The organism is Serratia sp. 3ACOL1 (assembly GCF_003668775.1).
Classification (GTDB): Bacteria; Pseudomonadota; Gammaproteobacteria; order Enterobacterales; family Enterobacteriaceae; genus Chania; species Chania fonticola.
The window spans coordinates 544,779-570,608 of record NZ_CP033055.1 but is presented as its reverse complement, the minus strand read 5'-3'; the positions used below and the strand labels follow the sequence as shown (position 1 = coordinate 570,608).

General features: G+C 53.3%; 25 protein-coding genes. 15 read left to right on the top strand and 10 right to left on the bottom strand.

Going from position 1 to position 25,830, the window contains the following annotated elements; genetic code table 11:
• The first annotated feature begins 183 nt into the window (after nucleotides 1-183).
• From ltnD to D9980_RS02745, 6 genes are all read left to right on the top strand, one after another.
• Nucleotides 184-1,098 (top strand): L-threonate dehydrogenase, encoded by a 915-nt coding sequence (ltnD, locus tag D9980_RS02770; RefSeq protein WP_024484550.1) that lies wholly within the window; start codon nucleotides 184-186, stop codon nucleotides 1,096-1,098.
• Nucleotides 1,098-2,360, top strand: coding sequence for a 3-oxo-tetronate kinase (gene otnK / locus D9980_RS02765; RefSeq protein ID WP_121606333.1), 1,263 nt, complete (start codon nucleotides 1,098-1,100; stop codon nucleotides 2,358-2,360). Before ltnD ends, otnK begins: the two co-directional genes overlap by 1 nt.
• A 2-nt stretch (nucleotides 2,361-2,362) precedes the next feature.
• A complete protein-coding gene (gene otnC / locus D9980_RS02760) occupies nucleotides 2,363-2,995 on the top strand; it encodes a 3-oxo-tetronate 4-phosphate decarboxylase (RefSeq protein WP_024484552.1) in 633 nt (210 codons plus the stop codon).
• 3 nt (nucleotides 2,996-2,998) lie between these two features.
• Nucleotides 2,999-3,775, top strand: coding sequence for an HPr family phosphocarrier protein (locus tag D9980_RS02755; protein WP_121606332.1), 777 nt, complete (start codon nucleotides 2,999-3,001; stop codon nucleotides 3,773-3,775).
• A 111-nt stretch (nucleotides 3,776-3,886) separates the two neighbouring features.
• Nucleotides 3,887-5,257, top strand: a complete 1,371-nt coding sequence (locus tag D9980_RS02750) for a GntP family transporter (RefSeq protein ID WP_121606331.1) — start codon at nucleotides 3,887-3,889, stop codon at nucleotides 5,255-5,257.
• Nucleotides 5,258-5,356: 99 nt separating this feature from the next.
• On the top strand, nucleotides 5,357-5,887 hold the full coding sequence (locus D9980_RS02745) for a GNAT family N-acetyltransferase (protein WP_121606330.1): 531 nt from the start codon (nucleotides 5,357-5,359) through the stop codon (nucleotides 5,885-5,887).
• On the opposite strand, the gene D9980_RS02740 is transcribed toward D9980_RS02745, so the two are convergent.
• Nucleotides 5,870-6,745 carry a LysR family transcriptional regulator gene (locus tag D9980_RS02740; RefSeq protein ID WP_121606329.1) on the bottom strand — a complete coding sequence of 292 codons (876 nt, stop codon included), beginning with the start codon at nucleotides 6,743-6,745 and terminating at the stop codon, nucleotides 5,870-5,872. The genes D9980_RS02745 and D9980_RS02740 overlap by 18 nt on opposite strands.
• Nucleotides 6,746-6,838: 93 nt before the next feature.
• On the opposite strand from D9980_RS02740, the gene D9980_RS02735 reads away from it, so the two are divergent.
• Complete coding sequence (locus D9980_RS02735) at nucleotides 6,839-7,840, top strand: nitrilase family protein (protein WP_121606328.1); 1,002 nt, start codon at nucleotides 6,839-6,841, stop codon at nucleotides 7,838-7,840.
• 204 nt (nucleotides 7,841-8,044) lie between these two features.
• Here the strand turns inward: D9980_RS02735 and ompX are convergent, their stop codons facing one another.
• Nucleotides 8,045-8,563 carry an outer membrane protein OmpX gene (gene ompX, locus D9980_RS02730; protein ID WP_024484558.1) on the bottom strand — a complete coding sequence of 173 codons (519 nt, stop codon included), beginning with the start codon at nucleotides 8,561-8,563 and terminating at the stop codon, nucleotides 8,045-8,047.
• A gap of 393 nt (nucleotides 8,564-8,956) precedes the next feature.
• On the opposite strand from ompX, the gene rhtA reads away from it, so the two are divergent.
• Nucleotides 8,957-9,844: a threonine/homoserine exporter RhtA gene (rhtA, locus tag D9980_RS02725; RefSeq protein WP_024484559.1), complete on the top strand. Its 888-nt coding sequence runs from the start codon at nucleotides 8,957-8,959 to the stop codon at nucleotides 9,842-9,844.
• Between the two features lie 133 nt (nucleotides 9,845-9,977).
• Complete coding sequence (gene nanQ, locus D9980_RS02720) at nucleotides 9,978-10,445, top strand: N-acetylneuraminate anomerase (protein ID WP_024484560.1); 468 nt, start codon at nucleotides 9,978-9,980, stop codon at nucleotides 10,443-10,445.
• A 43-nt stretch (nucleotides 10,446-10,488) separates the two neighbouring features.
• Here nanQ and D9980_RS02715 read toward each other — a convergent pair whose 3' ends face one another.
• The 6 genes from D9980_RS02715 to D9980_RS02690 form a co-directional block, all read right to left on the bottom strand.
• Nucleotides 10,489-11,694 (bottom strand): aldose 1-epimerase family protein, encoded by a 1,206-nt coding sequence (locus D9980_RS02715; protein ID WP_121606327.1) that lies wholly within the window; start codon nucleotides 11,692-11,694, stop codon nucleotides 10,489-10,491.
• 271 nt (nucleotides 11,695-11,965) lie between these two features.
• Nucleotides 11,966-12,499: a shikimate kinase gene (locus tag D9980_RS02710; protein WP_121606326.1), complete on the bottom strand. Its 534-nt coding sequence runs from the start codon at nucleotides 12,497-12,499 to the stop codon at nucleotides 11,966-11,968.
• A 66-nt stretch (nucleotides 12,500-12,565) separates the two neighbouring features.
• On the bottom strand, nucleotides 12,566-13,528 hold the full coding sequence (locus D9980_RS02705) for an aminoimidazole riboside kinase (RefSeq protein WP_121606325.1): 963 nt from the start codon (nucleotides 13,526-13,528) through the stop codon (nucleotides 12,566-12,568).
• A 23-nt stretch (nucleotides 13,529-13,551) separates the two neighbouring features.
• Nucleotides 13,552-14,895 (bottom strand): carbohydrate porin, encoded by a 1,344-nt coding sequence (locus D9980_RS02700; RefSeq protein WP_121608934.1) that lies wholly within the window; start codon nucleotides 14,893-14,895, stop codon nucleotides 13,552-13,554.
• 205 nt (nucleotides 14,896-15,100) lie between these two features.
• Nucleotides 15,101-16,534 (bottom strand): glycoside hydrolase family 32 protein, encoded by a 1,434-nt coding sequence (locus D9980_RS02695; protein ID WP_121606324.1) that lies wholly within the window; start codon nucleotides 16,532-16,534, stop codon nucleotides 15,101-15,103.
• A gap of 18 nt (nucleotides 16,535-16,552) precedes the next feature.
• Nucleotides 16,553-17,794 (bottom strand): MFS transporter, encoded by a 1,242-nt coding sequence (locus D9980_RS02690; protein ID WP_121608933.1) that lies wholly within the window; start codon nucleotides 17,792-17,794, stop codon nucleotides 16,553-16,555.
• 245 nt (nucleotides 17,795-18,039) lie between these two features.
• Between D9980_RS02690 and D9980_RS02680 the strand changes: the two genes are divergently transcribed.
• The 6 genes from D9980_RS02680 (at nucleotide 18,040) to glnQ (ending at nucleotide 22,910) form a co-directional block, all read left to right on the top strand.
• Nucleotides 18,040-19,047, top strand: a complete 1,008-nt coding sequence (locus D9980_RS02680; RefSeq protein WP_121606322.1) for a LacI family DNA-binding transcriptional regulator — start codon at nucleotides 18,040-18,042, stop codon at nucleotides 19,045-19,047.
• A 365-nt stretch (nucleotides 19,048-19,412) separates the two neighbouring features.
• Nucleotides 19,413-19,916: a DNA starvation/stationary phase protection protein Dps gene (gene dps / locus D9980_RS02675; protein WP_024484568.1), complete on the top strand. Its 504-nt coding sequence runs from the start codon at nucleotides 19,413-19,415 to the stop codon at nucleotides 19,914-19,916.
• Between the two features lie 154 nt (nucleotides 19,917-20,070).
• Nucleotides 20,071-20,337, top strand: a complete 267-nt coding sequence (locus tag D9980_RS02670; RefSeq protein ID WP_021805127.1) for a DksA/TraR family C4-type zinc finger protein — start codon at nucleotides 20,071-20,073, stop codon at nucleotides 20,335-20,337.
• A 337-nt stretch (nucleotides 20,338-20,674) separates the two neighbouring features.
• Nucleotides 20,675-21,418: a glutamine ABC transporter substrate-binding protein GlnH gene (gene glnH / locus D9980_RS02665; RefSeq protein WP_121606321.1), complete on the top strand. Its 744-nt coding sequence runs from the start codon at nucleotides 20,675-20,677 to the stop codon at nucleotides 21,416-21,418.
• Between the two features lie 113 nt (nucleotides 21,419-21,531).
• On the top strand, nucleotides 21,532-22,191 hold the full coding sequence (glnP, locus tag D9980_RS02660; RefSeq protein WP_021805129.1) for a glutamine ABC transporter permease GlnP: 660 nt from the start codon (nucleotides 21,532-21,534) through the stop codon (nucleotides 22,189-22,191).
• Nucleotides 22,188-22,910, top strand: a complete 723-nt coding sequence (gene glnQ, locus D9980_RS02655) for a glutamine ABC transporter ATP-binding protein GlnQ (RefSeq protein ID WP_121606320.1) — start codon at nucleotides 22,188-22,190, stop codon at nucleotides 22,908-22,910. The genes glnP and glnQ overlap by 4 nt, the downstream gene beginning before the upstream one ends.
• Nucleotides 22,911-23,190: 280 nt before the next feature.
• Here glnQ and D9980_RS27210 read toward each other — a convergent pair whose 3' ends face one another.
• Together D9980_RS27210 and rlmF are read right to left on the bottom strand one after the other, a co-directional pair.
• The gene (locus D9980_RS27210; protein WP_121606319.1) at nucleotides 23,191-24,495 is read right to left on the bottom strand and encodes a PAS domain-containing methyl-accepting chemotaxis protein; all 1,305 of its coding nucleotides are present in this window, start codon (nucleotides 24,493-24,495) and stop codon (nucleotides 23,191-23,193) included.
• A gap of 284 nt (nucleotides 24,496-24,779) precedes the next feature.
• On the bottom strand, nucleotides 24,780-25,745 hold the full coding sequence (gene rlmF / locus D9980_RS02645; RefSeq protein ID WP_186530747.1) for a 23S rRNA (adenine(1618)-N(6))-methyltransferase RlmF: 966 nt from the start codon (nucleotides 25,743-25,745) through the stop codon (nucleotides 24,780-24,782).
• Nucleotides 25,746-25,830 lie beyond the last annotated feature (85 nt).

Sequence of the window (25,830 nt, the reverse complement as noted above, 5' to 3'; positions counted from 1 at the left end):
GGCTGTGAAGCCGGTCATAATCATAAAAAACATTTAAAAGCATTATGTTAGCAAGAGTAACCGTTTTTTAGACCGTCCGTTACATTGTTAATAATTGTGAAGACGATCACCGATATCCGCGCCAATAACGCTTACATTTAACACATCAAAACAAATAATCACTAAAATTAACAGAGGTGCATCATGGCACAACCAGGAAACTATGCAGTTTGTATCGTCGGTTTGGGTTCAATGGGCATGGGCGCGGCAACGTCCTGCATCAATGCCGGGCTGACTACCTATGGCGTCGATCTCAACCCACAGGCACTGGCAGCGCTACAGCAAGCCGGTGCCAAACAGGCCGCCACCAGCGCAGCAGACTTTGCAACCGAACTGGATGCGGTGCTGCTGTTGGTGGTTAATGCCAACCAGGTAAAACAGATCCTGTTTGGGGAAAACGGCCTGGCGGCCCAGTTGAAACCGAATACGCCGGTGATGGTGTCCTCCACCATTGCGGCTGCGGATGCCAAAGAGATCGAACAGAAACTGTTGGCGTATAACCTGCCGATGCTGGATGCCCCGGTTTCCGGCGGTGCAGCCAAGGCAGCGGCTGGCCAAATGACCGTGATGGCCTCGGGCAGTGAGAGCACCTTCGCCCAGTTGCAACCGGTACTAGATGCCGTGGCCGGGAAAGTGTACCGCATCGGCGACGAGATTGGCCTGGGTGCAACGGTCAAGATCATCCATCAACTGTTGGCAGGCGTACATATTGCCGCCGGTGCCGAAGCGATGGCGCTGGCCGCTCGCGCCGGTATCCCGCTGGACGTGATGTACGATGTGGTCACCAACGCCGCAGGCAACTCCTGGATGTTTGAGAACCGTATGCGCCACGTGGTCGATGGCGACTACTCACCAAAATCTGCAGTAGATATCTTCGTCAAGGATCTTGGGCTGGTGGCCGATACTGCCAAAGCGCTGCACTTCCCGCTGCCATTGGCCTCCACGGCGTTCAACATGTTTACTTCCGCCAGCAACGCAGGTTTCGGCAAGGAAGATGACAGCGCAGTGATCAAAATCTTCGCCGGGATCGAACTGCCGAAGAATAAGGAGAACTCATAATGTTACTCGGAGTGATTGCAGACGACTTTACCGGCGCCACCGATATCGCCAGCTTCCTGGTAGAAAACGGTTTGCCTACGGTCCAGCTCAATGGCGTGCCGCAGGATGATACCCCTGTCGACTCGCAGGCGGTGGTAATCAGCCTGAAATCGCGCTCCTGCCCGGTCGACCAGGCGGTCGAGCAGTCGTTGCAGGCTTTAGCCTGGCTACAGCGCCAGGGTTGCCGCCAGTTCTACTTTAAATACTGTTCCACCTTCGACAGCACAGCCCAGGGCAATATCGGACCGGTTACCGATGCCTTGCTCGATGCGCTTGGCGAACAGCAAACGGTGATTTCCCCTGCACTACCGGTAAATGGCCGCACGGTATATCAAGGCTATCTGTTCGTGATGGACCAGTTGCTGTCGGAATCCGGTATGCGCAACCATCCGGTGACGCCAATGACCGACAGTAATCTGATGCGGCTGATGGAGGCCCAGGCCAGCGGGCGTTGCGGGCTGGTCAACGCAGTAGAGATGGATCGTGGTGCCGATGCGGTGCAGGAGAAACTGCAACAGTTGGCGCAACAAGGTGTGCGCTACGCGGTATTGGATACCCTGAACGAACAGCATCTGCTGACCCAGGGCGAAGCGCTGAAAACCATGAAGTTGGTCACCGGAGGTTCAGGGCTGGCGATCGGCATTGCCCGCCAATGGGCGCAGCCAGGTCAGGAAAAAGCTCAATCAGCCGGAGCGCCACAGGGGAAGAAAGCCGTGGTACTTTCCGGCTCCTGCTCCACCATGACCAACAAGCAGGTAGCACGCTACCGCCAACAGGCTCCAGCACAGAGTATTGATGTCTCGCGCTGCATCACAGCAGGCGATCGCAGCGCCTACGCAGCCGAACTAAGCGCTTGGGTAGAACAGCAGGCCGCGCAGCCACTGGCCCCGTTGCTGTACGCCACCGTCGAACCGGAGCAACTGCAAAAAACCCAGCAGCAATACGGCACCGAAGCCGCCAGCCAGGCGGTTGAAGCCCTGTTTGCTGAAGTGGTTAAACGCCTGCAACAACAGGGTTTCAGCCGCTTTATCGTCGCCGGTGGTGAAACCTCTGGCGTGGTCACCCAGGCATTGGGGATCCGCGGCTTCCATATCGGCCCATGCATTTCTCCAGGTGTGCCTTGGGTACGCGCAATTGAACAACCGGTATCACTGGCCCTGAAATCGGGCAACTTCGGCGATGAAAACTTTTTCGCCAGAGCACAAACGGAGTTTTCAGTATGACGATGACCGCTGACACTGAACAGCTGGCAAGGGAAGAGATGGTGCGCCTGGGGGCTTCGTTCTTCCAGCGCGGCTACGCTACCGGTTCAGCAGGCAACCTTTCGCTGTTGTTGCCAGATGGTACCCTGCTTGCCACCCCCACCGGCTCTTGCCTGGGGGAGTTGCAGGTAGACAAACTGTCGAAAGTCAGCCTGAGCGGTGAATGGATTTCTGGCGACAAGCCCTCGAAAGAGATCAGCTTTCACCGCGCGCTGTACCAGAACAACCCGGCGTGCAAGGCAGTAGTGCACCTGCATTGCACCTATCTGACCGCGCTTTCCTGCCTGCAAGGGCTGGATACGGCAAATGCCATCAAGCCGTTCACCCCTTATGTGGTGATGCGCGTCGGCCAGGTGCCGGTGGTGCCTTACTACCGCCCCGGCGATCTGCGGCTGGCGGAAGATCTGGGCAAGCTGGCCCCAAGCTACAAGGCTTTCCTGTTGGCGAACCACGGCCCCGTGGTCACCGGCGAGAGCCTGCGGGAAGCCGCGAACAATACCGAAGAAATGGAAGATGCGGCCAAGCTGATTTTCACCCTCGGCAACCGCCCAATTCGCTATTTAACCGATGATGAAATTGCCGAGTTACGGAGCTGAACCATGCCAAAATTTGCTGCCAATTTATCGATGATGTTTACCGAGCATTCGTTTCTGGATCGTTTTGATGCCGCTGCGGCGGCCGGATTTAAAGCGGTAGAGTTCCTGTTCCCTTATGATTACCCCGCCGATCTACTGACGGAGAAACTGCAACAAAATGGTCTACAGCAGGTGTTGTTCAATACCGCGCCGGGCGATGTGGGCGCAGGTGAATGGGGGCTGGCAGTGTTACCGGGCCGCGAGCAGGATGCCCGCGCGGATATCGATCGTGCTCTGGAATATGCCATCGCCCTCAAGTGCCCTAACGTTCACGTGATGGCTGGCGTAGTGCCGCCAGGGGAAGATATTGCCCGCTATCGGGAAACCTTCATCAGCAATATCCGTTACGCCGCCGACGCCTTCGCCCCTCACGGCATCAAGGTGTTGATCGAAGCGCTCAGCCCACCGATCAAGCCCAACTACCTGTTCTCCAGCCAGCATCAGGCGGCGGAACTGGTAGCCACCATCGATCGCCCGAACGTGTTTATTCAGTTCGACTTCTTCCACGCGCAACTGGTGGACGGCAATATCAGTAATCTGATTGCAACGCTTGCCGGGCGCTATGCCCATATCCAGATCGCCTCGGTGCCAGACCGTAATGAACCCGATGACGGTGAGCTGAATTATCCTTGGCTATTCGCCCAACTCGACAAGGTGGGTTACCAAGGGTGGATCGGTTGTGAATATAAACCTCGTGGAGAAACGACGGCGGGTCTGGGTTGGGTGAAACCTTACCTGTAATCAACAACTCGTAGTGCCAACACCAGTTTCAATAATATAAAAAATAAACGCACCCGTATCGCCCCAGGGCGATCGCGGTGCCGGACTCTTACCTGAATTAAAGGCTATGCTATGTCTCCAACTATGCTACTGATCATTGCCGTACTGGGTGTCATACTGCTGCTATTGATGGTCATCAAGGCGAAGGTTCAGCCGTTTGTCGCCCTGCTGGTCGTTAGTCTACTGGTCGCGCTTGCCAGCGGGATCCCAACCGGTGAAGTCATGAAAGTGATGACCGCCGGGATGGGCGGTGTACTCGGCTCGGTGACCATTATCATCGGCCTGGGTGCCATGCTGGGTAGAATGATCGAACATTCGGGCGGCGCTGAATCCCTGGCGCAACGTTTCAGCAAAGCGCTGGGGCCAAAACGCACCATTGCCGCGCTAACCAGTGCCGCGTTCGTCCTGGGTATTCCGGTGTTTTTCGACGTCGGCTTTATCATCCTGGCACCGATCATCTATGGCTTTGCCAAAGTGGCAAAAGTCTCACCATTGAAGTTTGGCTTGCCGATGGCCGGTGTGATGCTGACGGTCCACGTTGCTCTGCCACCACACCCAGGCCCGGTCGCGGCAGCGGGGTTGTTGAATGCCGATATCGGTTGGTTGACCATTATCGGCCTGGTCATCTGTATCCCGGTGGGGATTATTGGTTACTTCGCGGCGAAATATCTTAACCGTAAAGCCTACCCCCTCTCCATTGAGGTGTTGGAACAGCTGCAACTGGCATCCCCAGAACCGGCACCGGAAGACAGAGCCCCACTCAGCGATCGGATCAATCCTCCGAGCGCCGGGTTGATTACCGCGCTGATCGTGATCCCTATCGCCATCATTATGCTGGGTACCGTTTCTGCAACCTTGTTACCTGCCGGTTCACCAATCCGTGATGCCTTGTCATTAATCGGCTCGCCGGGCGTAGCGTTAATGATCGCTCTGGTATTGGCATTCTATTTCCTGGCAATCCGCCGTGGCTGGAGCTTGCAACACACTAGCGATGTGATGGGAGGTGCGTTACCGACAGCAGCGGTGGTCATTATGGTTACCGGTGCGGGTGGGGTGTTTGGCAAGGTGCTGGTCGAGTCTGGCGTAGGTAAAGCGCTGGCAGATGTGCTGACCACCATTGGCCTGCCATTGATCCCGGCGGCATTTATCATCTCGCTGGCACTGCGTGCCTCGCAGGGGTCGGCTACCGTCGCCATTCTGACGACCGGCGGGTTGCTGTCCGAAGCGGTTATCGGGCTTAACCCGATGCAGTTGGTGTTGGTCACGCTCGCCACCTGTTTTGGCGGCCTGGGGCTATCCCACGTTAACGACTCCGGTTTCTGGATTGTCACCAAATACCTTGGCCTGTCAGTGGCTGATGGCCTGAAAACCTGGACGGTATTAACCACCCTGCTCGGTTTAAGTGGCTTCGCCTTTACCTGGCTGCTGTGGCTGGTAGTGTAACTTCCCGGTATTGCTAGAGCCAAAGCAGTTCGGCTACAGTAATGAGTATCTTGAGGCGTTGCTCCGGCAGCGCCTTTTCTCTTGTTCAGGAAGGAAGCCATGCCCACTCACACCGTTGCCCCCACCTTGATCACCGAACGTCTGGTCCTGGATGCCCACCGGCTGGAAGATTTTGACGATTTGGCCGCTATGTGGGCCGATCCTGCGGTAGTGCGCTATATCGGCAGCACGCCACGCGACAAGGAGGACAGCTGGGGCCGCCTGTTGCGCTACATCGGCCACTGGAAATTGCTGGGGTATGGCTACTGGGCGGTGCGGGAGAAAAACACCGGCAGGTATATCGGCGGCATTGGCTTCGCCGATTTTCACCGTGATATTCAACCCGCACTCGATGTCCCCGAAATGGGCTGGACGCTGATCACGGCTGCGCACGGTAAAGGTTATGCCACCGAAGCCTTGAATGCCGCACTAGTCTGGGCCAAAGAGAATTTCTCACAGGACAAAGTCGTTTGTATCATCTCGCCGGATAACCGCCCTTCGCTTGGCCTGGCGAAGAAAGTCGGCTTTGTGGCAAGCCACCGCAGCGAATACCACCAGCTGCCAACGGTGGTGTTATACCGGCCGCTGTGAGTTCAAGATACTCTGGATGAAATTATCCCGTAGCGCATCAGGCCGCTGCGGGTTCCACGCCAGCCCAACCTGCCACTGCGTCTGCTCGCCGCTTAACGGCAGAATATCGACCCCAGCCGGAGCAATAAACGCAATGCTTTGTGGCAACAGCGCCACGCCTATCCCCGCTGCCACCAGCGCCAACAAGGTTTGGATATCCTCTGCCTGCTGTACCACGTTGGCCCGCAGCCCCTGAGCGGCAATAAAACGCAAAGCCTGCTCACTCAACCCTCGGCCACGCGAAGGCTCCAACTGTAACAGAGGAAAACGGTGGAAATCCGTCAACAGACTCTCCTCCTGCAACGCCATCGTTCGCGGCGCGGCCAGCACCAGCCGATCGTTCAGCAAAGGCAAAGCCTGCAAGGGAGCAACAACGGGCAAGCGTACAAATCCAGCCTGTAGATCGCCGCTTAGCAACAACTGGCATTGCCGTTCAGAAGGAAGATCCTCCAAGCCAACCACCACCGACGGAAAGCGCTGGCGAAATGCCGCCACCCGTTGCGGCGCCAGATGAAAGCTGGAAAGCCCAAAGCCTAAGGCCAGACGCCCGGTTTCCCCCTTCACCACCTGCACCGCGTACAGATGAAACTGCTCGTATTGGGTCAATAACTCCCGCGCTCTGGGCAGCAGTGCAGCACCGTTGGCCGTCAATTGCGCACCTTGGCGGCCCCGTTCAAACAGGCGGGTGCCCAGTTGCAGTTCGATGGCTTGAATTTGCTTACTCAACGCGGGCTGGGTGATGCACAGCCGCTCGGCGGCCAGGTGATAGCGCCCCAGTTCGGCCAACGCGACAAAGGCACGTAGTTGACGATTATCCATTCCATTAAGTTATCAAAAGAGGATTTTAATTGATTATACAGTAATCGATGCGGCTGCTGTAATTAGCGAACAAAAACCCCACAGGAGCTTGCTATGACCACGACCCTTCGTGCTGCGTCGGTACAATTTCAACACCGCGCCAACGACAAGAACTACAATCTCGACGTTATGGAAGACTTTATCGCCCAAGCCGCCGCCGACAACGTACAGGTCCTCGCTTTCCCGGAAATGTGCATTACCGGCTACTGGCACGTACGCCATCTGGCCGACAGCGAAATCACCGCTTTAGCTGAGCCTATCGCCACCAGTCCTTCGCTGGCACGCATCCGCCCGCTGGCAGAGCGGTATCGAATGGCCATCGGCGTTGGGCTGATTGAGCTAGGTGAAGACGGCCAGCTGTACAACGCTTATGCGGTTTGCCTGCCGGATGGCCAAACTCATGTGCACCGCAAGCTCCACCCTTTTGAACATCCGCTAATCGCTAAAGGCGATAGTTATACCGTGTTTGACACCCCTTGGGGCGTTCGCATGGGGATCCTGATCTGCTGGGACAACAACCTGGTAGAGAACGCCCGTGCCACTACGCTGCTGGGTGCCGATATTCTGTTCGCCCCTCACCAAACCGGGGGGACAAATTCACGCAGCCCGCACGGCATGAAGCCGATACCGCTGGCGCTATGGCAGCAGCGTAAAGAAAATCCGGCGGCGATCGAAGAGGCTTTTCGCGGCGAAACTGGCCGCGGTTGGCTACTGCGCTGGCTGCCTTCTCGCGCCCATGATAATGGCCTGTTTATTTTGTTCAGCAACGGCGTGGGGCGAGACGATGATGAGGTGCGCACCGGCAATGCGATGCTGCTGGATCCTTATGGACGTATCCTGTCAGAGACCTGGGAAGCGCAGGACTCTATGGTCACCGCCGATCTGGATCTGAGCTTAATCCCCATGAGCAGCGGGCGGCGTTGGATCCACGGCCGTCGGCCAGAGCTCTATGGGTTGCTGACCGAGCCGCAGGGATATGAGCGCGATCCCCGTACGGCGCGTTTTTCATTGCAACCGACCACGGTATTGGGCAAGCCCGATAAATCGATGGATTAGCTAGAGGAGAAATTAGACGGGTACCACATTCAACTAAACGGGCACAGCATGCTGCGCCCCCTTACGTATGGAGTCGGCTAACGCTAGAGGTTTATCGATCGTTTCAATGAGTTACCGGCAAAAAAAATCCGCCCCTAAAAGGCGGATTTTCATTGAGCATGACCAACAAGGTCACACCCTCATGCCCGAAGGCATGGGGAAATCTTAGAAGCGGTAACCTACACCCACATTCCAGGTGCCAACGTCAACGCTGCGGATACGGCTCTGCTCGTAACCCACGTCCAGAGCAACCTGTTGCATTGGGTTGAACTGCAGACCAGCACCGTAGGTGAAGCCGTAGTCGCTGGTGTTGTTGTGGTCTGAACCGTCTTGAGCGTTGGAAGTGAATTTACCATAGCCCACACCGATCACACCGTAGATGCTCGCCCAATCGTTGAAACGATAAGCAGGACCCGCAGTGATGGAGTTGTATTGTGCTTTGTTGTAGAAGCCGTCTTCAGAGTTGTTCTTTTCCAGGTGGGTGAAAGAACCGATCACACCCAGTGGGCTGTTGTCGTACTCGTAACGGTACTTCAGGTTGAAACCACCGGCCTTGTTGGCAACGCCTTGGAGATCGCCCTGGGCATAGCCAGCGGATACGGTGCTCTCACCAGCAAATGCGGTACCTGCTGTTACGGCCAATACACAAGCTGCTACTGCGGAAAGACATGCAATTTTTTTCATAACCACCTCAAACGCGTTTTATTATTAAAGTGCTTCAATTTCTCATACATTGAAAATATAGCAAAAATTAGCGTGAAACTCTGCCTTTAAATGAGTGTCTAAATCTTTGTATCGTGTAACAGAAGATTTCAAGAACACTATAGCATGCTAATTTTCCTATACTTTTCGCGAATTATACTCCTTTTTGTGACGCTAATCACCTATCTGAGTTCCAGAATACTCTTAAAAAAAGCGCACTTATTGGTTGCTTGAACCAAGTTGGCGCATATTTTTGACAGATTCAACCCAGTCCCCCGTTTTTCGCCAACACCTTGCTGCCAATTCCTTTACACTGTGCAACACCTGAATTCATTACCTTCCCAGACGCTGGGGAGTTCCATAAGGCCAGAAAGGATGTCTTCGTCTGTAACCACTAAAGCGTCTTCCACGCTGGTGCCCGTGTGTTTACTGATCATTGCCATGATCTCGATCCAGAGCGGGGCTTCATTAGCCAAAAGCCTGTTCCCACTGGTGGGTGCCGAAGGCATCACCACCTTGCGCCTGAGCATCGGTACGCTGATCCTGTTTATCATTTTCCGTCCGTGGCGCATGCGTTTCGCCGCCGGTAGCCGGTTGCCCTTGCTGATCTATGGTCTGTCACTGGGGGCGATGAACTACCTGTTTTATCTTTCATTACGCACGGTGCCGCTGGGCATTGCGGTAGCACTGGAGTTTACCGGCCCACTGGCGGTGGCAATGTTCTCTTCCCGCCGCCCGATCGATTTTATCTGGGTGGCGCTGGCGATTGCCGGTTTGTGGTTCCTGCTGCCGCTTGGCCACGATATGGGCAGTATCGATCCCGTGGGAGCAGCTTGTGCGTTGGGTGCCGGTGCTTGCTGGGCGATATACATTATTTTTGGCCAGAAGGCCGGAGGCGATCACGGGCCGGGCACCGTAGCCGTGGGGTCATTGATCGCCGCCATCGTGTTCTGCCCGATCGGTGCCTGGCAAGCCGGCAGTGCACTGTTGAACGTGGATATTCTACCGGTGGCGTTGGCCGTCGCGGTGCTGTCTACCGCGTTGCCTTACTCATTGGAAATTATCGCGTTACCCAAGATCCCCGCGCGTACCTTTGGCACCCTGATGAGCCTGGAACCGGCAATGGCCGCCCTTTCCGGCATGATCTTCCTCAACGAGCATCTTAACCAAACGCAATGGTTGGCATTGGCCGCCATCATTACCGCCTCCATGGGGGCCACGTTAACCATCAAGCCCAAGCCACAGGTTGAAAGCCTCTCGTAAGCCCGCTGGCGCCTGGCGGAAAGTCCCCGGCGCCAGGCTCAAAAGGTTGCATGATTGCAAGCCAGTTAACTTTTTTCCTGAACAATAATAGACATACTCTCAGCAGGTCTTTTATTTATTAGGGAGCATCAGGATGATCTATGGCAGTTTGTACAACCCCCGCTTTGGACGTGGTCTCTCACCCGCTTTAGCCAATATCCTCAATACCGTACGTCAGTATGATTTGCCTAACCTGCCGTTGGGCCGGCACGAGATCGATGGCGAACGGGTGTTTATGAACGTGATGGAGCTGATGACGGAGCCAGCAGAAAGCAAACGCGCCGAGCTTCACCAGGAGTATCTGGATATCCAGATCCTGATCGGCGGTGAAGAGCGGATCGATTTTGGCCTGCCAGACAGTTGGGAAAGCAACGATCTTTACGATGAAAGCAAAGATCTGCAATGGCTGGATATCAAACGCAGCCCGCAAACCCTGAACCTAATGCCGGGCATGTATGTAATCTTCTTCCCATTGGAGCCGCACAAACCCGGCTGCCAGATAACTGAGCCGAAAAACATCAAGAAAGTGGTGGTGAAAGTCCACTACGAACTGCTGCTTTGACGCCAAAGAGCCGGTCGCTTGACCGGCTTCCCCTCACCAGATGCTATTCCACCGCAATTGGAGTATCGACCAGTTTAACTTCACGGTCACCTTGCAGCGTTTTTATCTTGTTTTGGTACTCTTTTACTTGTTCAGCATTGTTCAGCAAAGTGTAAGTCAGCTCGAAATCGGTACTCTTCCCAGGCTGTAATTGTTTGATTCGCCCCTGCTCACGTTCGATTTTTACCGGATACGCGTAGCTGGTCCCTGGCTCAATCCCGGTAACATAGCCCTGACGTTCAGTATCCGTGTTTTTCCACAACGTCAATACCGGCAACTGGTGAGTATCAAAACCAATTGCAACTCCCCGATCCGCTTTCTTGTTGTTCATCATCGCCAGGGTTTTTCCTTGAGAATCACTGTAAGGCACGATATTGAACACCATCTCATCAAAGCCTTTGGTAGGCCCCAAGTAAGTATGCCAATCTTTCAAACCGCCCTTGGCATAATCATTAAACGGCGAAATCTCCTTGATTGCCGCACTGAACACCGCTCCCTCTTCCAGCAGCGGCTTACCGAAGTTACTGTGATAAATAATCTGATAGTCACGAGGATAATCAGCATGATTGGTTAGACGATCGTGAACCGTAAACTGCTGCGTACCGGGGACGTAACGCAGTTCAGTCCAGGTTTCCAGATTACTTTTCTTAAAGGTATTCTCTTTCAGCAGACCGCGGATACGGATTTCATATGGCGCTTTTTCTGCAATTTCTACCACCACCTTGGAAGCCGGGGTATTTCCTGCACGCCCGTGTAACGTATACAGCGTGCCATTTTCTACGCCCGGGTGCCCGGTCCATTCGTAGCCGCAGCGCACCAGCATTTCGTTAAAACCGTCAAGCCAACCTACCCCGTTGCGACTCTCCAGGTTGATATAAGCCGGGTTGACCACCTCGGTCACCGGCGAATCCCACCCCAACCTTACGCCGGAACCATTGACATGCAGAATATCCATACCGCGCGTTGGGCTAAGGGTGATGGTCAACCCCTCACTGGTCAGGGTAAGGACTTTCGATCCCTCTTGCTTGCCACCATGCAAGACTTGCTGTTGCAAGCTGAAGCGCTGAGCGGGAATTTTCAGCTGTGAGCTGTCAATCCGCCAATTGCCAAGTTCAATACCGTTCTCACTGTCGGTTAATACGATAGTTTGAGCACCGGCATACCCAGAAATCAAAGAGATAGCGAGCGAAAGTACAGTAAGCTTGTTCATTTATTGTTCCGTCCTGGTTAGCTGAATGGTTTTAGCAAAACCATCACAAACTAAGTTCTTAGCCCACTTGAAAATGCGATGAGGGTCACTTTTTCTACAATGAGGATGGATAAAACAAAAATTTCGTGACCTACAGCCAGTAAAATTATGAACATTGGAGCTTATCTGACAAATTAATCAGATGAAGATCATGTTACAGGCTGAAGTAGATTCAGCCTGGAACAGAGCCTCATGCCTAGCGAACATTAAAAGCTGAATCGAATAAAGCTCACTAACAGAGGCTAGCCAGAAAAGTCGCTGTTTCCGCCGGAGAGCGCAGTTGGATAAAACGAATATGGCGATTGGCTGGGTCCTGCTGGTCCGCCAGATACTTTATACGATTCTTGCGGTAGGTTTTGATGGTCCACAGGATGATCGACTCACGGCTAAAGAAAGAGCGGTGAAAGCTCTCGCAATTGCCGGTATCGGACCAGAGCTCAGTCTTGTGCCAAGCCCGCACCGATGCGCGGCGAACGGCCTGCCATAGCGTGCGACAGAATCCGTAGTCAACCCAGACAACCCAATCAACGTCCCGCCATTTCACGGCTTTGGTACGGGTATAGTTGCCATCCAATACCCACCCCGCAGGGGCTGATACCAACGCCTGCTCGACCAGGTGCAAAAACTCGTCATCTGAGGCATTTTGCCAGTGTGGCCGCCAGTAAAGCTTATCCATTTCGATATAAGGTACGGCCAGCTTTTGCGCCAATTGGCGGGCAACGGTGCTTTTACCGCTGCCACTGGTGCCCACCACATTAATTTTCATGCTTTCCGTCGGTATCCATTTTAACTGACTTATAGACACCTGATATTACAATAGGTCTGCTGCATTTCACTCAAGAAGGTTTATAGAATTAACCTTAAATGTCAGTCTATGCTCAGATTCAATAAAACTTCTGACCCCCTCCGCATCGGGTAATGCTGTTAAAGCTCCTTTTTGTGTAGTCGCCAACGCGCCACAGGCGCTGGCTTGCGTCAGGGCTAATTTCAATTGTTCAAAATCCTGCAAACCATTTCCGAGAGAGATACTTGCCAGCAATCCAGCGATAAAGGCATCTCCTGCCCCCGTCGTATCTACACTTTTCACCTTGTACGAGTCTACGTGTATGACCAGCTCTTGCCATAAGACAATAGCCCCTTGGATTCCACGGGTGACAATTTTAAGGCTAGAAGGAAATCGCTTAACTCTTTCCAACGCTTTTTCATAATGAGTCGTACCGGTTATCCAGTATAATTCTTCCTCTGAGAGTTTTAAAATATCTGACTGATGAGCAAATTGAGTTACCGTTGCCAGCATCTCCTGTGGATTTCCCCACATTTTCTCCCGCAAGTTGACATCAAAGCTCAAGATGCCACCGCGTTGCTTTACTAAACTTATCGCCTTGACCAAGGTCTCCCGGCTCTGCTTGGCAACCAGAGCCAACGAACAAAAGTGCAATATATCATCATCAAAATCGGGTAGATTTTTAGAGGATAAAAACTGGTCGGCAGAAGGATTTACCAGAAATGTAAAACTGCGATCGCCATCATTCCCCAGCGCTACCAGCACGGTACTGGTATGATATTGCTCATCAAATTGTATATGCTGCGTTTCGACTCCCTCTGAATAGAGTGTTTGCTGGAGAAAGTGGCCAAATGGGTCATCACCGACTCTGCCAATAAAACCACAATCACATCCCAAACGAGCTGCACCCACAGCAACATTTAACGGCGCACCACCAGCGCAAGCTTTATATTGCCTATCTGGCTGAGGTAATAAATCGATTACCGCATCGCCAACTGTCCACAGTTTCATAGTATTTCCTTAACCCCCCAATTTTAGAATAAATATTTGAAGCGCACCCTCATGCCATAGCGCATATCGGTGTCACCTGGATTTATCGTCGAAGCATCCAGCCAGGAAGCATAAGCCCCTAGGTAGGTATTAAAGTTTGGCATATCCATAATATTCGGCAGTTGCCAGGAAGTATGAATGGTGTGGATATCGTAGTTTCCTGGTGCCAGGATCGCGCAATCGCCGTCGCATTCAGCATTCACACTGTCCATATTGAAGCGGTCGATTTTATTATGCGCGTAGATATAGCCCAGCTCAACGCGGTGCCATAGCGCATTGATACCTGCGCTGAAGTTCTTTTCATCCGTCGCATCAAGATATGCGGTGCTCAGGTTCACCACCGCCCCGTTCTGCGCATCGGTTTTCAGCGTGTTCCAGCTCATGGTCATGCCGTAGCCGGTTCGACTGGACTGATCGACCCAAAGGCCCTGCTGATTCTGATAGCCGTAGGCATTATTAACGAGGTTGCTCTCCAGTGCTGCAGCCACCGACCACTCGCCGGATTGCCACGCGGCTACAGGGCGCACGTAAACGACGTTTTTACGGCTATCCAGCGCGTTGCCATGATAGTTCTGGTCGACAAACAGCGAACTACCGTCCTCCACCAGCGTATTCACTTCAAAATACCAGTTATCAAGCGTTTTACTGAACAGGAAGTTGCCTCCGCTGCTGCTGCGCCCGCGCCCCTCTTTCATCATGTAAATGTAGCCGTAGCCGTCGGAATACAGGTCGTTGGCCGTATTACCCGAATATTGAATAAAGGTATCCTGATTAAGCGGAAACATATCAAATGCTTCAAAACGCCCCATTTTAATCTTCCAGTCATCCGGCTGGCCGAAGAAAAATGCCGCATCATCAAGATTCATTTTGCCATTCATATCCGCAAGCGGCTGTACGCTGAAGCCGGCATATTTCCCATTCGACCCTTTACGTAATCCATCAAAGCCAAGCAGTATACGCCCGTTAATATCCCAGCGTTCTTTATCGCCCGGCGCCCAGTTTTTATTAGCGCTGGTTTTCAACGAGGTCAGACTGCCGGTACGGCTAGCGCCATCCATATTAAACTCAACGTCACCATAGAATTTTAATTCACCATAGTCATTAAGCTGTAATGCCGGCTTGGTCGGTGTCACGTTGGCCACCGTTACCGGTGTATCCTGCCGTTTCAGCGCACGAATCTCCGTCTCCGCACGGACGGCCCGCTGCTCGGTCTCGTTCAGCCGCTGTTCCAGGTACGCCAAACGCTCCTCGATGGATAGAGGTGCTTGGGCGTTCGCGTAAGCGCTTGCTAAAAGCGTGAGCAAACATCCGACCAGAACTTTTTTCACATGTAAACCATCATTATTTTTCATCGTTAATCCATTATTATTTAATTTATATTTATGGGTGAAGCTCGATGATGACGACAATAATTCCCCACCCGTCATGACAAACGGGTTATTAACACATTTCAAACCTATACTTTAAATCGTTCGGGATGCGGCACCAGCGTGCGAAATACTTTAGTTACCACATCCCTGACATATGAATAGATTATTCGAGCTGCCAGGCCCCCGCCTCAGATAGGGAGGCCGAACCGCTCCAGGAAAATAGCATTAGCTCACGGCGCGCAGCGTCCGGGTAAATACGGCTACTGAGGCACGCTTCGCCATCATTAGCAAAAACTTCCACGGAGGAGCTATCAAAGAACAACCGCAGTTTAAGCGATGCTCCTGCTGTCAACGGTACGCTTCGTACCCCGCACAGGCCATACTGCGGATAATGGCGCTCCAGAACCAGACGCTGCATCTGCGCATCAACATAAACGCGCAGACCGTCGCCGAAGCTGATGCCATACTGTTCTGCGCTGCTGTTAGCACAATCCCAGTTTAGGATCACCTCCATCGCTTCGCAGTTTTCTACCATCGTAGTCTGCTGATTTTTCAACGTGCTGACTGGCCATGGGAACCACGCGCCACGCAGGCCCTCTACCTCTTTGGCCGGGCGCATTTGCAGACGGTTGTCTGCGCCGAGGCTCAGTTCTCGCGGAAGAGAGAGCATTCCCGCCCAGCCATCTTGCTGTTCGGGCAACGGCGATTCCCACATATCCAGCCAGCCGATAACGATGCGGCGGCCATCGGGAGTCAGGAAGCTTTGCGGTGCATAAAAATCGTGGCCGTGGTCGATTTCAATAAACTCGCTTTTGCGAACAAACGGCTGCCCCGGTTGCCATTCACCAAGCAGATAGCCGCTCTGGAACAGATTACGGTTGTTGAAACCTTCAGCCGCCATCCCCTGGGGAGAAAACATCAGGATGCGTTTATCCTCGAGGCTGAAAAAGTCCGGGCACTCCCACATATAGCCCATCTCTTTTTCCGCCTCATCAAGGACTCCGGCATCGTGCCACTGATGCAGGTCGGCGGAACGATACAGGCGCACCTGGCCGGTCTCGCCATCGCGAGCGCCGACTATCATGTACCAGCTATCCCCTTCACGCCACACCTTCGGATCGCGGAAATGGTGCAGACCCGGTGGAGTATCCACCACGATCCCCTGACGCTCGAAGTAGACGCCGTCGCGGCTAGTCGCAAGACACTGCACCTGATAAAGGTTAGCCTCATCGCTGGCGTCGCCATGGAATTTATGCCCGGTATAAATCAACGCCAGCGTGTCGCCATCAACAACCGCCGAGCCAGAGAAACAACCGTCTTTATCTTCCGGGCCTTCCGGAGCCAGCGCGACCGGCAGGTGCTCCCAATGAACCAGATCTTTACTGCGCGCATGGCCCCAGTGCATCGGCCCCCACTGCGTGGAATACGGATGATGCTGGTAAAAAGCGTGATACCAACCATCAAACCAGACCAGACCGTTAGGATCGTTAATCCAGCCCGCGCGTGCGGCAAGATGGTAGCGCGGATACCAACGCAAGTTCAGCGTTTCACGTTTAGCCTGCAGTTCCTGTTCAGCCTTGGATATTGAACACGTCATATTCTTTACTCTTTTCAATCATATAGCGGAAGGTTGCGACATCAGAGGATCTGAAGATAACTTACTGGAGCGCAACAGGAAGATGGAGATAAAGGTGGTGCAGAACACCAGGAGTCCCATAATCAGATAGGATTGGGCAAAGCCGTATTTTTCGTAGCTATAGCCTGCCAGCGGCGACAGTACCGAAGCGATAACCGAGCTGGTGCAGGCGAACCCCACCAGATAGAGAGTGGCAGACAGGCGTTTGTCGAAATTCAAGCTGTTGTATTTAAAGATAGCGACCAGCAGGATCGGCAGCTCTACCGCGTGCAACAGTTTAGTGATGGAAATCAGCAGCGGCCCTTCCACCAGCCCGGAGGCCACCATACGCAACGCCATCACCATCCCGGCGAAAATCAGACCATTTTTCGCGCCGATGCGGTTCACTAACCACGGGGCGCAAAACATCCCGGCGGCTTCGAGGAACACCTGGAACGAGTTGAGATAACCGTACATGGCGTTGCCTTCCTGCAACGTTGGGAACTGTGAAGAGAAGTAAACCGGGAACTGCTGATCGTAAACGCCGTAAATGCAGGTACCGATGACGAAAAACACCAGCGCCCAGAAGCGCGGCAGCGTCAGCAGACGCAGCACGTCATCCAGCTTCACTTTGCCACCGGACACCGCCTCCTGCATCGCATGCGGTGCAGATGACACCCGCAGCCGCGCCAGCAGGATAAAGAACACCAGCCCGGCACAGCTGGAGACCGCGAAGTTGAGTTTCGGGTTGATGTTAAACAGCAGCCCTGCGAAGAACGTCGCCACCGCCCAGCCCAGCGATCCCCACATCCGCGCCTTGCCGAATTCGAACTGGCTCTGGCGCGCCACGCGTTCGGTGTACGATTCGAGCACGCCGATACCGCCGTTAAAGGTTATGCCGATATAGATCCCACCGAAGATACTTCCGAGCAATATATTGATTTGTAACAGATAACTAAACAACAAATAGGCTGGCCCGGAAAGGATTAACAGCCCGGTAAGGGTCCAGAGCAGGTTTTTACGCAGGCCGAGTTTATCCTGGATAAAGCCGTAGAAGATTTGCGCAAATAACGCGGAGACAGAGAGCACCGCGTAGATAATACCGGTATCTCCCGCTTTCAGCCCCACTTCCTGGTGCAACCAGATGGAGAGTAAAGAGCCAGTAGAGGACCAGGACACGAAAAAGAAGAACAGTAATGCACTGAGTAGTGGGTAGCTATGAGAGTGATGCGCTTTCATTATGGCATTCTCGTATTGGAATAATGCTCGCATGGTAACGTTAACAAATAAAAAGGCGCTTGTCGTTTTGCTGAGATTCATGATGTTAATCACAAAAGTTAACGTTAACATTGAAAAAATGAGATCGCGATCAAAAATTACTCGCTACGGTTCTTTCGCTTTCTACGACAGAATAGCCGCTGAACCTTTTACATCAGTAACTTCGTCGTATAGCCTGTTACCTGAGAGTAATGACGAGAGTAATAGATATGGCTTCTCTAAAGGATGTGGCGAAACTGGCCAATGTGTCGCTCATGACGGTCTCCCGCGCGCTCAATAGCCCGGAAAGGCTAAAGCCTGAGACCCTGGCACGCGTGCAGGTCGCCATCAATGAGACCAATTACGTTCCCGATTTGTCAGCGAAAAAAATACGCGGTGCTCATGCTACGCCGAATACTATCGGGGTGCTGGCTCTCGATACTGTTACCACGCCATTCTCGGTGGAAATCACTCTGTCGATCGAAGAGACCGCCCGCGCGTATGGCTGGAACAGTTTCGTGGTAAATATGTTCTCTGACGATAACCCAGATACCATTGTCGACCTTCTGCTTTCACACCGGCCAGACGGCATCATCTACACCACCATGGGGCTACGTCAGGTGCCACTGCCGCCCAAACTGCTCAGCCTCCCGTGCGTGCTGGCCAACTGTGAAAGTTTGCACGATCCTGTCGCCAGCTACATTCCGGACGACGAACAAGGTCAGTTCGAGGCGGTCCAGGCTCTGCTCGCGGCAGGTCATCGTCAACCACTCTGCCTGCATCTGCCAAAACACCATCTTGCCACCTTGCGTCGCCGTCAGGGACTTGAGCGCGCCTGCCGGCAAGCAGGTATCAATCCTGACACCCTCATGCATGTCTATATGGAGCATGGCGATGAGCACTACCGTGATATCCCAGCCATTGTGCTAGCGCATATCAAGCAGGGTAATCCGATGTTCGACTCGGTCATATGCGGCAACGATCGTATCGCCTTTATGGTCTATCAGACACTACTGGCGCAGGGCCTGCGCATACCACAAGATGTGGCAGTCGTGGGTTACGACAATATGGTTGGCATTGGCGAGCTATTCTTACCGCCGCTCTCGACGGTACAACTGCCGCATTACGAAATAGGTCGTCATGCTGCGCTGCATATTATCCAGGGCAAAACGCAGACCGATACGGTCAAGATACCCGCGCCCTTGCTCAACAGAGACTCGATCCATAGCAAGCTGTGATGGTACAAAAAAGAGTTACGGCGCACCCCCTGGGGATAATTGGCTATCAATATGAATTAATGGAAAAAACAAGCCCTATTTCAACGCTCAGAAACACCCTGCAATAATTGCGTATTGAAATATCCCTTCAATCGGTGTCTATTATTAGTGGGGGATCTCAACCCTTACCCTCAAAAAGCTTAAAAAACGTTTTTTATCAACACCTCACGAATCATCAAATATGCCATACGCCTTTCTACTGAAAATATCCAGCGGTTATTGCCTATTTATTTAATCGCCCTTTTCGCCCTGCAAAATAAATTTAAGCTGCTATAATTTCTCCCGTAACAAAATAGGATTACACCCATCAAGAAGAGGATATCTATATGAGTACCGCTAAACTGGTGAAAACGAAATCTTCTGACCTGTTGTACACACGTAATGACGTGGATGAGCAAACCAAGCAGGCCGCAATCAAGGCGCTGAACCATCAGGTTGTGCAGTTCATCGATCTGTCGTTGATCACCAAGCAGGCGCATTGGAACATGCGTGGTGCCAATTTTATTGCCGTGCATGAAATGCTTGACGGCTTCCGCACCGCCATCACCGACCATCAAGATACTTTTGCAGAACGTGTCGTACAACTCGGTGGCGTTGCGCTGGGTACGGTACAGGTGGTGAATGACAAAACCCCGCTGAAAAGCTATCCGACCAATATTCACAGCGTGCAAGATCACCTGAAAGCGCTGGCCGATCGTTATGCAGCCGTCGCCAACGACATCCGCCAAGCCATCACGGAAGTTCCGGATGAAGACACCGCAGACATGTTCACCGCCGCATCGCGCGATCTGGACAAGTTCCTGTGGTTTATCGAATCCAATATCGAATAAAGCCAGGCATCTTTGCACGAAACAACAGGTTGTGGGCCTTGCCCCAGCCTGTTTTTTTATCTGCCAGCCGAGTTGTATAAAAAACAGGCTGGATTACACTGATTATGATCCAATCAGGATTGCAAGCATTCACAGGTTCAATAGTGAGGTGGGCATGGCAGGCGGATGGACAGCGGACGGCGCGGTGCAGGATCAAATCGACTCAACGGTAGATGATGCCGTACAACGTGCTCGTCAGGCGCTCGGCCACGGCGAAAGCGAACACTATTGCCAGGAATGTGGCACAGAGATCCCCGAAGCCCGGCGTCTGGCGCTACAAGGCGTGCGTTACTGTGTTAACTGCCAGGCTGAAATGGATAAAAAACAGGCTGCCAGCAGCCTATTCAATCGCCGGGGCAGTAAAGACAGCCAGCTGCGTTAACCCGACTTCCCTTCAAAACACGCCTGTTTGCACCAAATGAAATCGGACTATGGCTATAAAGTTAGAGTTAGTTATCATTATTGATCGATAATTGTTAATTATCGGTTGTTTCCTGGCTATTGTTTAGTTGATGATAGCTCCGTTGCACCACCACGGTCGCGCCGCACCATTTTGGTGCCCATCTATGGTGCATAAAAATTATAATTGGCTATCCAAACCCAACACCACAACGCAACCCCTTGTTTTTATAATGATTGCAAACTTGGCACGATTCTTCCATAGCACAAAATGCAACATAAAAAATGGGTAATCCGCAACCTGTACAGGAATTCCTCTCATGAAGTCTATTTTTAAAGTTTCCCTGGCCGCACTTTCCCTGGCCTTCGCCGTTAGCTCTCACGCAGCAGACAAGCTGGTTGTCGCCACGGACACCGCTTTCGTGCCGTTTGAATTCAAACAAGGTGACCAATACGTCGGTTTCGATATCGACCTGTGGGCGGCGATTGCCAAAGAGCTGAAGCTGGATTACACCCTGAAGCCAATGGACTTTAGCGGCATCATTCCTGCGCTGCAAACCAAGAACGTCGATCTGGCGCTGGCCGGTATCACCATTACCGACGAACGCAAAAAAGCGATCGACTTCTCCGACGGCTACTACAAAAGCGGCCTGCTGGTGATGGTCAACGCTAACAACGACAGCGTGAAAGGCATCCAGGATCTGGACAGCAAAGTGGTAGCAGTGAAGAGCGGCACCGGCTCGGTGGATTACGCCAAGCAGCACATCAAAACCAAAGATCTGCGCCAGTTCCCGAATATCGACAACGCCTATATGGAACTGGGCACCAAGCGTGCTGACGCCGTGCTGCACGATACGCCAAACATCCTGTACTTCATCAAAACTGCAGGCGCTGGCAAGTTCAAAACCGTAGGCGAATCCCTTGAAGCCCAGCAGTATGGCATCGCCTTCCCGAAAGGCAGCGACGAGCTGCGTGAAAAGGTCAACGCCGCACTGAAAACGCTGCGCGACAACGGGACTTACAACGAAATCTACAAAAAATGGTTTGGTACCGAACCTAAGTAATTGATGAAGTTAATAAGCCAATAAGTTATTAGTTAAGCACAGGGGAGGTGTACCCGCCCCCTGTGCTTTGTTGTTTATTGATCCCCTTGCTTGGATCACCGGGAGATAACACTATGCAATTCGACTGGAGCGCCATTTGGCCCGCCATCCCAATTTTGTTAGAAGGTGCCAAGATGACCCTATGGATTTCGGTCCTCGGTCTGATTGGCGGCCTGATCATCGGCCTGGTTGCCGGCTTCGCCCGCACCTATGGCGGCTGGATCGCCAACCATGTGGCACTGGTATTCATTGAAGTGATCCGCGGCACGCCGATTGTGGTACAGGTGATGTTTATCTACTTCGCCCTGCCGATGGCCTTTAGCGATTTCCGCATTGATCCTTTCACCGCCGCCGTGGTCACCATCATGATCAACTCGGGCGCCTATATTGCGGAAATTACCCGTGGTGCGGTGTTGTCGATCCACAGCGGTTTCCGCGAAGCCGGGCTGGCGCTGGGGCTGTCACGCCGCGAGACCATTCGCTATGTCATCATGCCGCTGGCACTGCGCCGCATGCTGCCGCCATTGGGAAACCAGTGGATCATCAGCATCAAGGATACTTCGCTGTTCATCGTGATCGGTGTAGCGGAACTGACCCGTCAGGGGCAGGAAATTATTGCCGGTAACTTCCGCGCGCTGGAAATCTGGAGCGCCGTTGCGGTGGTGTACCTGATTATTACCCTGATGCTGAGCTTCGTGCTGCGTCGTCTGGAAAGAAGGATGAAAATCCTGTGATTGAATTTAAAAACGTCTCCAAGCACTTCGGCCAGACCCAGGTGCTGCACAATATCGATCTGCATATCAAACAGGGTGAAGTGGTGGTGATCATCGGGCCTTCTGGTTCCGGTAAATCAACCCTGCTGCGCTGCATCAACAAACTGGAAGAGATCACCAGTGGTGAACTGGTGGTCGACGGCCTGAGGGTGAACGATCCGAAGGTTGACGACCGCCTGATCCGTCAGGAAGCCGGTATGGTGTTCCAGCAGTTCTACCTGTTCCCGCACCTGACGGCGCTGGAAAACGTCGCCTTTGGCCCAATCCGCGTACGCGGTTTGAAGAAGGCCGATGCCGAAAAGCTGGCACACACGCTGTTAGCCAAGGTTGGGTTGGCCGAGCGTTCTCACCACTACCCTTCCGAGCTTTCCGGCGGGCAGCAGCAGCGGGTGGCCATTGCCCGGGCGTTGGCGGTGAAGCCTAAAATGATGCTGTTCGATGAACCCACCTCGGCGCTCGATCCGGAATTGCGTCACGAAGTGCTGAAGGTCATGCAGGATTTGGCCGAAGAAGGCATGACGATGGTGATCGTGACTCACGAAGTCGGCTTTGCCGAAAAAGTGGCCTCACGCCTGATCTTCATCGACAAAGGCCGGATCGCCGAAGATGGCAACCCTCATGACCTGATCAACAACCCGCCGAGCCCACGCCTGCGCGAGTTCTTGCAGCACGTTTCCTGAAGCGATAAACAAAAAGCCCCACAAGGGGCTCAGATTGATGACAAAGTGGCAATATTGCTGAATGGGTCGGGATCTATCTATACCAGTATTTGCTAACCCATTGATTATCCAGTCGGGCGCAGCATGCAGCGCCCCTACATTGTAAGCCCGGTGAGGGTTTGTCAGCAGTCTCAAGCCCCGCAAGGGGCTTTTTATTGATGGCAATGATTGCTCAATCACATGTTCAACTGCAGAGTCATGCTCGCTGCACCCATTTAACAGTATGCAACTCTGCAAAACCTCAGTGGATCACGTCACCCTGTTTGACCGAGGTAAACGCCTGCATCAGCTTGACCACGTCCTGCATACCTACATTGACCTGATTGATCACCTCCCCGGCATCCTTGGCTAGCGCCACGCCGCCGCCCGCCTGTTCCACGCAGGTCACCATCTTGTTGATTGCCGCCGTTACCCCTTGCTGAATGGTTTTGGTGACTTGCTCAATCTCGCTGGCCGCTTTACGGGACTGTTCGGCCAAGGTACGCACCTCATTAGCCACTACGGAAAAACCGCGCCCATGCTCGCCCGCATGCGCCGCTTCGATCGAGGCGTTAATCGCCAGTAGATTGGTCTGGGCGGCGATTTTGCGGATCGCCTCCACCATATTGCCAATCTGTTGCGAACAGCGCCCCAAATCGCTGACCACGTCCGAAGTCTGCCGCGCGGCCATCTCCACCTGCTGCATCCCCTGCACCGCCTGCTGCACAATGATCGCCCCTTGCGCAGCGGTTTTATCGGTCCCCATGGAGAGATGGTGGACATTTCGCACCATTTCCTCTTCATGTTGCTGTTGGAAAGTCTGGCGGGTGATGTCCTGGGCGATTTTCACCACCTTTAATACCCGCCCTTCATTGTCGATGATTGGGTTGTAGCTGGCTTCCAGCCATACCCGCTCCCCACGCCGGTTGATGCGCTCGAAACGCCCGGTCAAAAACTCCCCCTGGGCCAGCCGTTGCCAGTGCTGATGATACTCATCAGAGTCGGCGAACTCCGGCGTACAAAGTATGCTGTGCGCCTGGCCGCGTGCCTCTTCCAGCCTATAGCCCATCAGATCGAGCATATTGTCGTTGGCATCCAGGATAATGCCGGTTGGTGAGAAGGTGATCATCGCCATTGAGCGATTCAGCGCCGTTAACAGGCTCTGATGCTCCTGGGCCTGAGTGATACGGCTGGTCACCTCGCTGGCAATCTTGATGATCTCCACCACCTCACCGTGCTTATTTAACACCGGGGTATAAGTTCCCTGCAGCCAGACCACTTCACCATCCTTGCGAATGCGCCTGATATTATCGGTAATGGCTTCGCCGCGATTTAACCTTTGCCAATGCCGCTGATAGGCCGGGCTGGCGACATAGCTTTGATCGCAGAAAATACGATGATGCTGACCAATGACTTCCTGGCGCTCAAACCCCATCGTTTGCAAGAACAGATCGTTGGCACGTAATACAGTGCCGTCGGGTTTAAATACGATCATCGCTACCGCGTCTTCAATGGCTGCCAATTCAGCATGCCACGGGCTATTTGACTGACGGAGGTTTAAAAACATCGGGTAAATCCTTCTGGCAGATGGAGTTAACGGCAAGCACTCTCTATTTTTTCTGCATCTATTGCTCGCCAGTAAGCGCGCTATCGCCCTGAACATTGCGCACGACAATGCTCCAGATTAACTGGATAAAAACGGTTATTAAGCTAGGTAATTATTGTTTTTTTAACTAATGAGCAGCGTGGGAATTTATTAACAATATTGAGGATAACGCAAGCCAGACAGAATGAAAGGAACGACAGAATAAATAATCGTTGCCGGCACGATCGCCGGCAACGGTCGGGCAATTACTGCCAGCGTTCTGCCGCCCAGGCGGCTTGCTGCTCGGCATCAAGGAAGGTCCAGGCCACAAAGCGGCTAATCTTCTGCCCCTGTGCCATTTCGATGGTGCGCACCTCAGCAGCCCCGGCCTGCTTGAGCGCGTAGTAAATGGCAGGCAGCGTGGTGTTTTTCGAGATCAGCGATGTGAACCACAGGCAGTTCTTGGCTTTGCCGACGCTCTCTTCCACCATCTTGCGAACAAAGGCCTCTTCGCCTCCTTCGCACCACAGTTCGTTGTTCTTGCCACCGAAGTTCTGCACCGGCTTTTCTGCCACCGCCCCTTTGCCCAACTTATGCAACTTGAGGCGAGTGCTGGCGCGCGCTTCCTGCTCGGAACCGTGGAACGGCGGGTTACACAAGGTGGCATCGAAGCGCTCGGCAACGCCGATAATGCCGTTGAAGATACACTCCAGCTGTTTCTGCTGGCGCAGGCGCACGGTGTTTTTTAACGTCGGGTTCATGGCCACGATCATCTTGGCAGCCCCCAGCGAGACCGGATCGGTTTCCGAACCGGTAAAGCGCCAGCCATATTCGCGCTGGCCGATGATCGGGTAAATACAGTTGGCCCCCACGCCGATATCCAGGATCGCCACGCCTTTGCCACGTGGGATCTCGCCGCCGTTGCTGGTCGCCAGCAGATCGGCCAGGTGATGCAGATAATCGGCACGCCCCGGGATCGGCGGGCAAAGATAGTCGGCCGGGATATCCCAGTGTTCAATGCCGTAAAAGTGCATCAGCAAGGCACGGTTGAGCATTTTCACCGCGGCAGGATCGGCGAAATCCACCGAGATATCGCCCCAGGCGTTGGGCTTCACAAAGGGTTCCAATCCCGGACAGGTAGCGATCAAGGTAGGGAAATCATAGCGTGAGCGATGGCGATTGCGCGGATGCAGGCCGCTTTTCTGCTGCGGGAAACTTTTCTTTTTTTCCACCGTGACGGGCTCTCTGAAAGGGTTTTCTGGCGCGTAAGATAGCACAAAGCCCGGCGAGGCGCTTGCCGCAGAGGAGAAAAGTGCC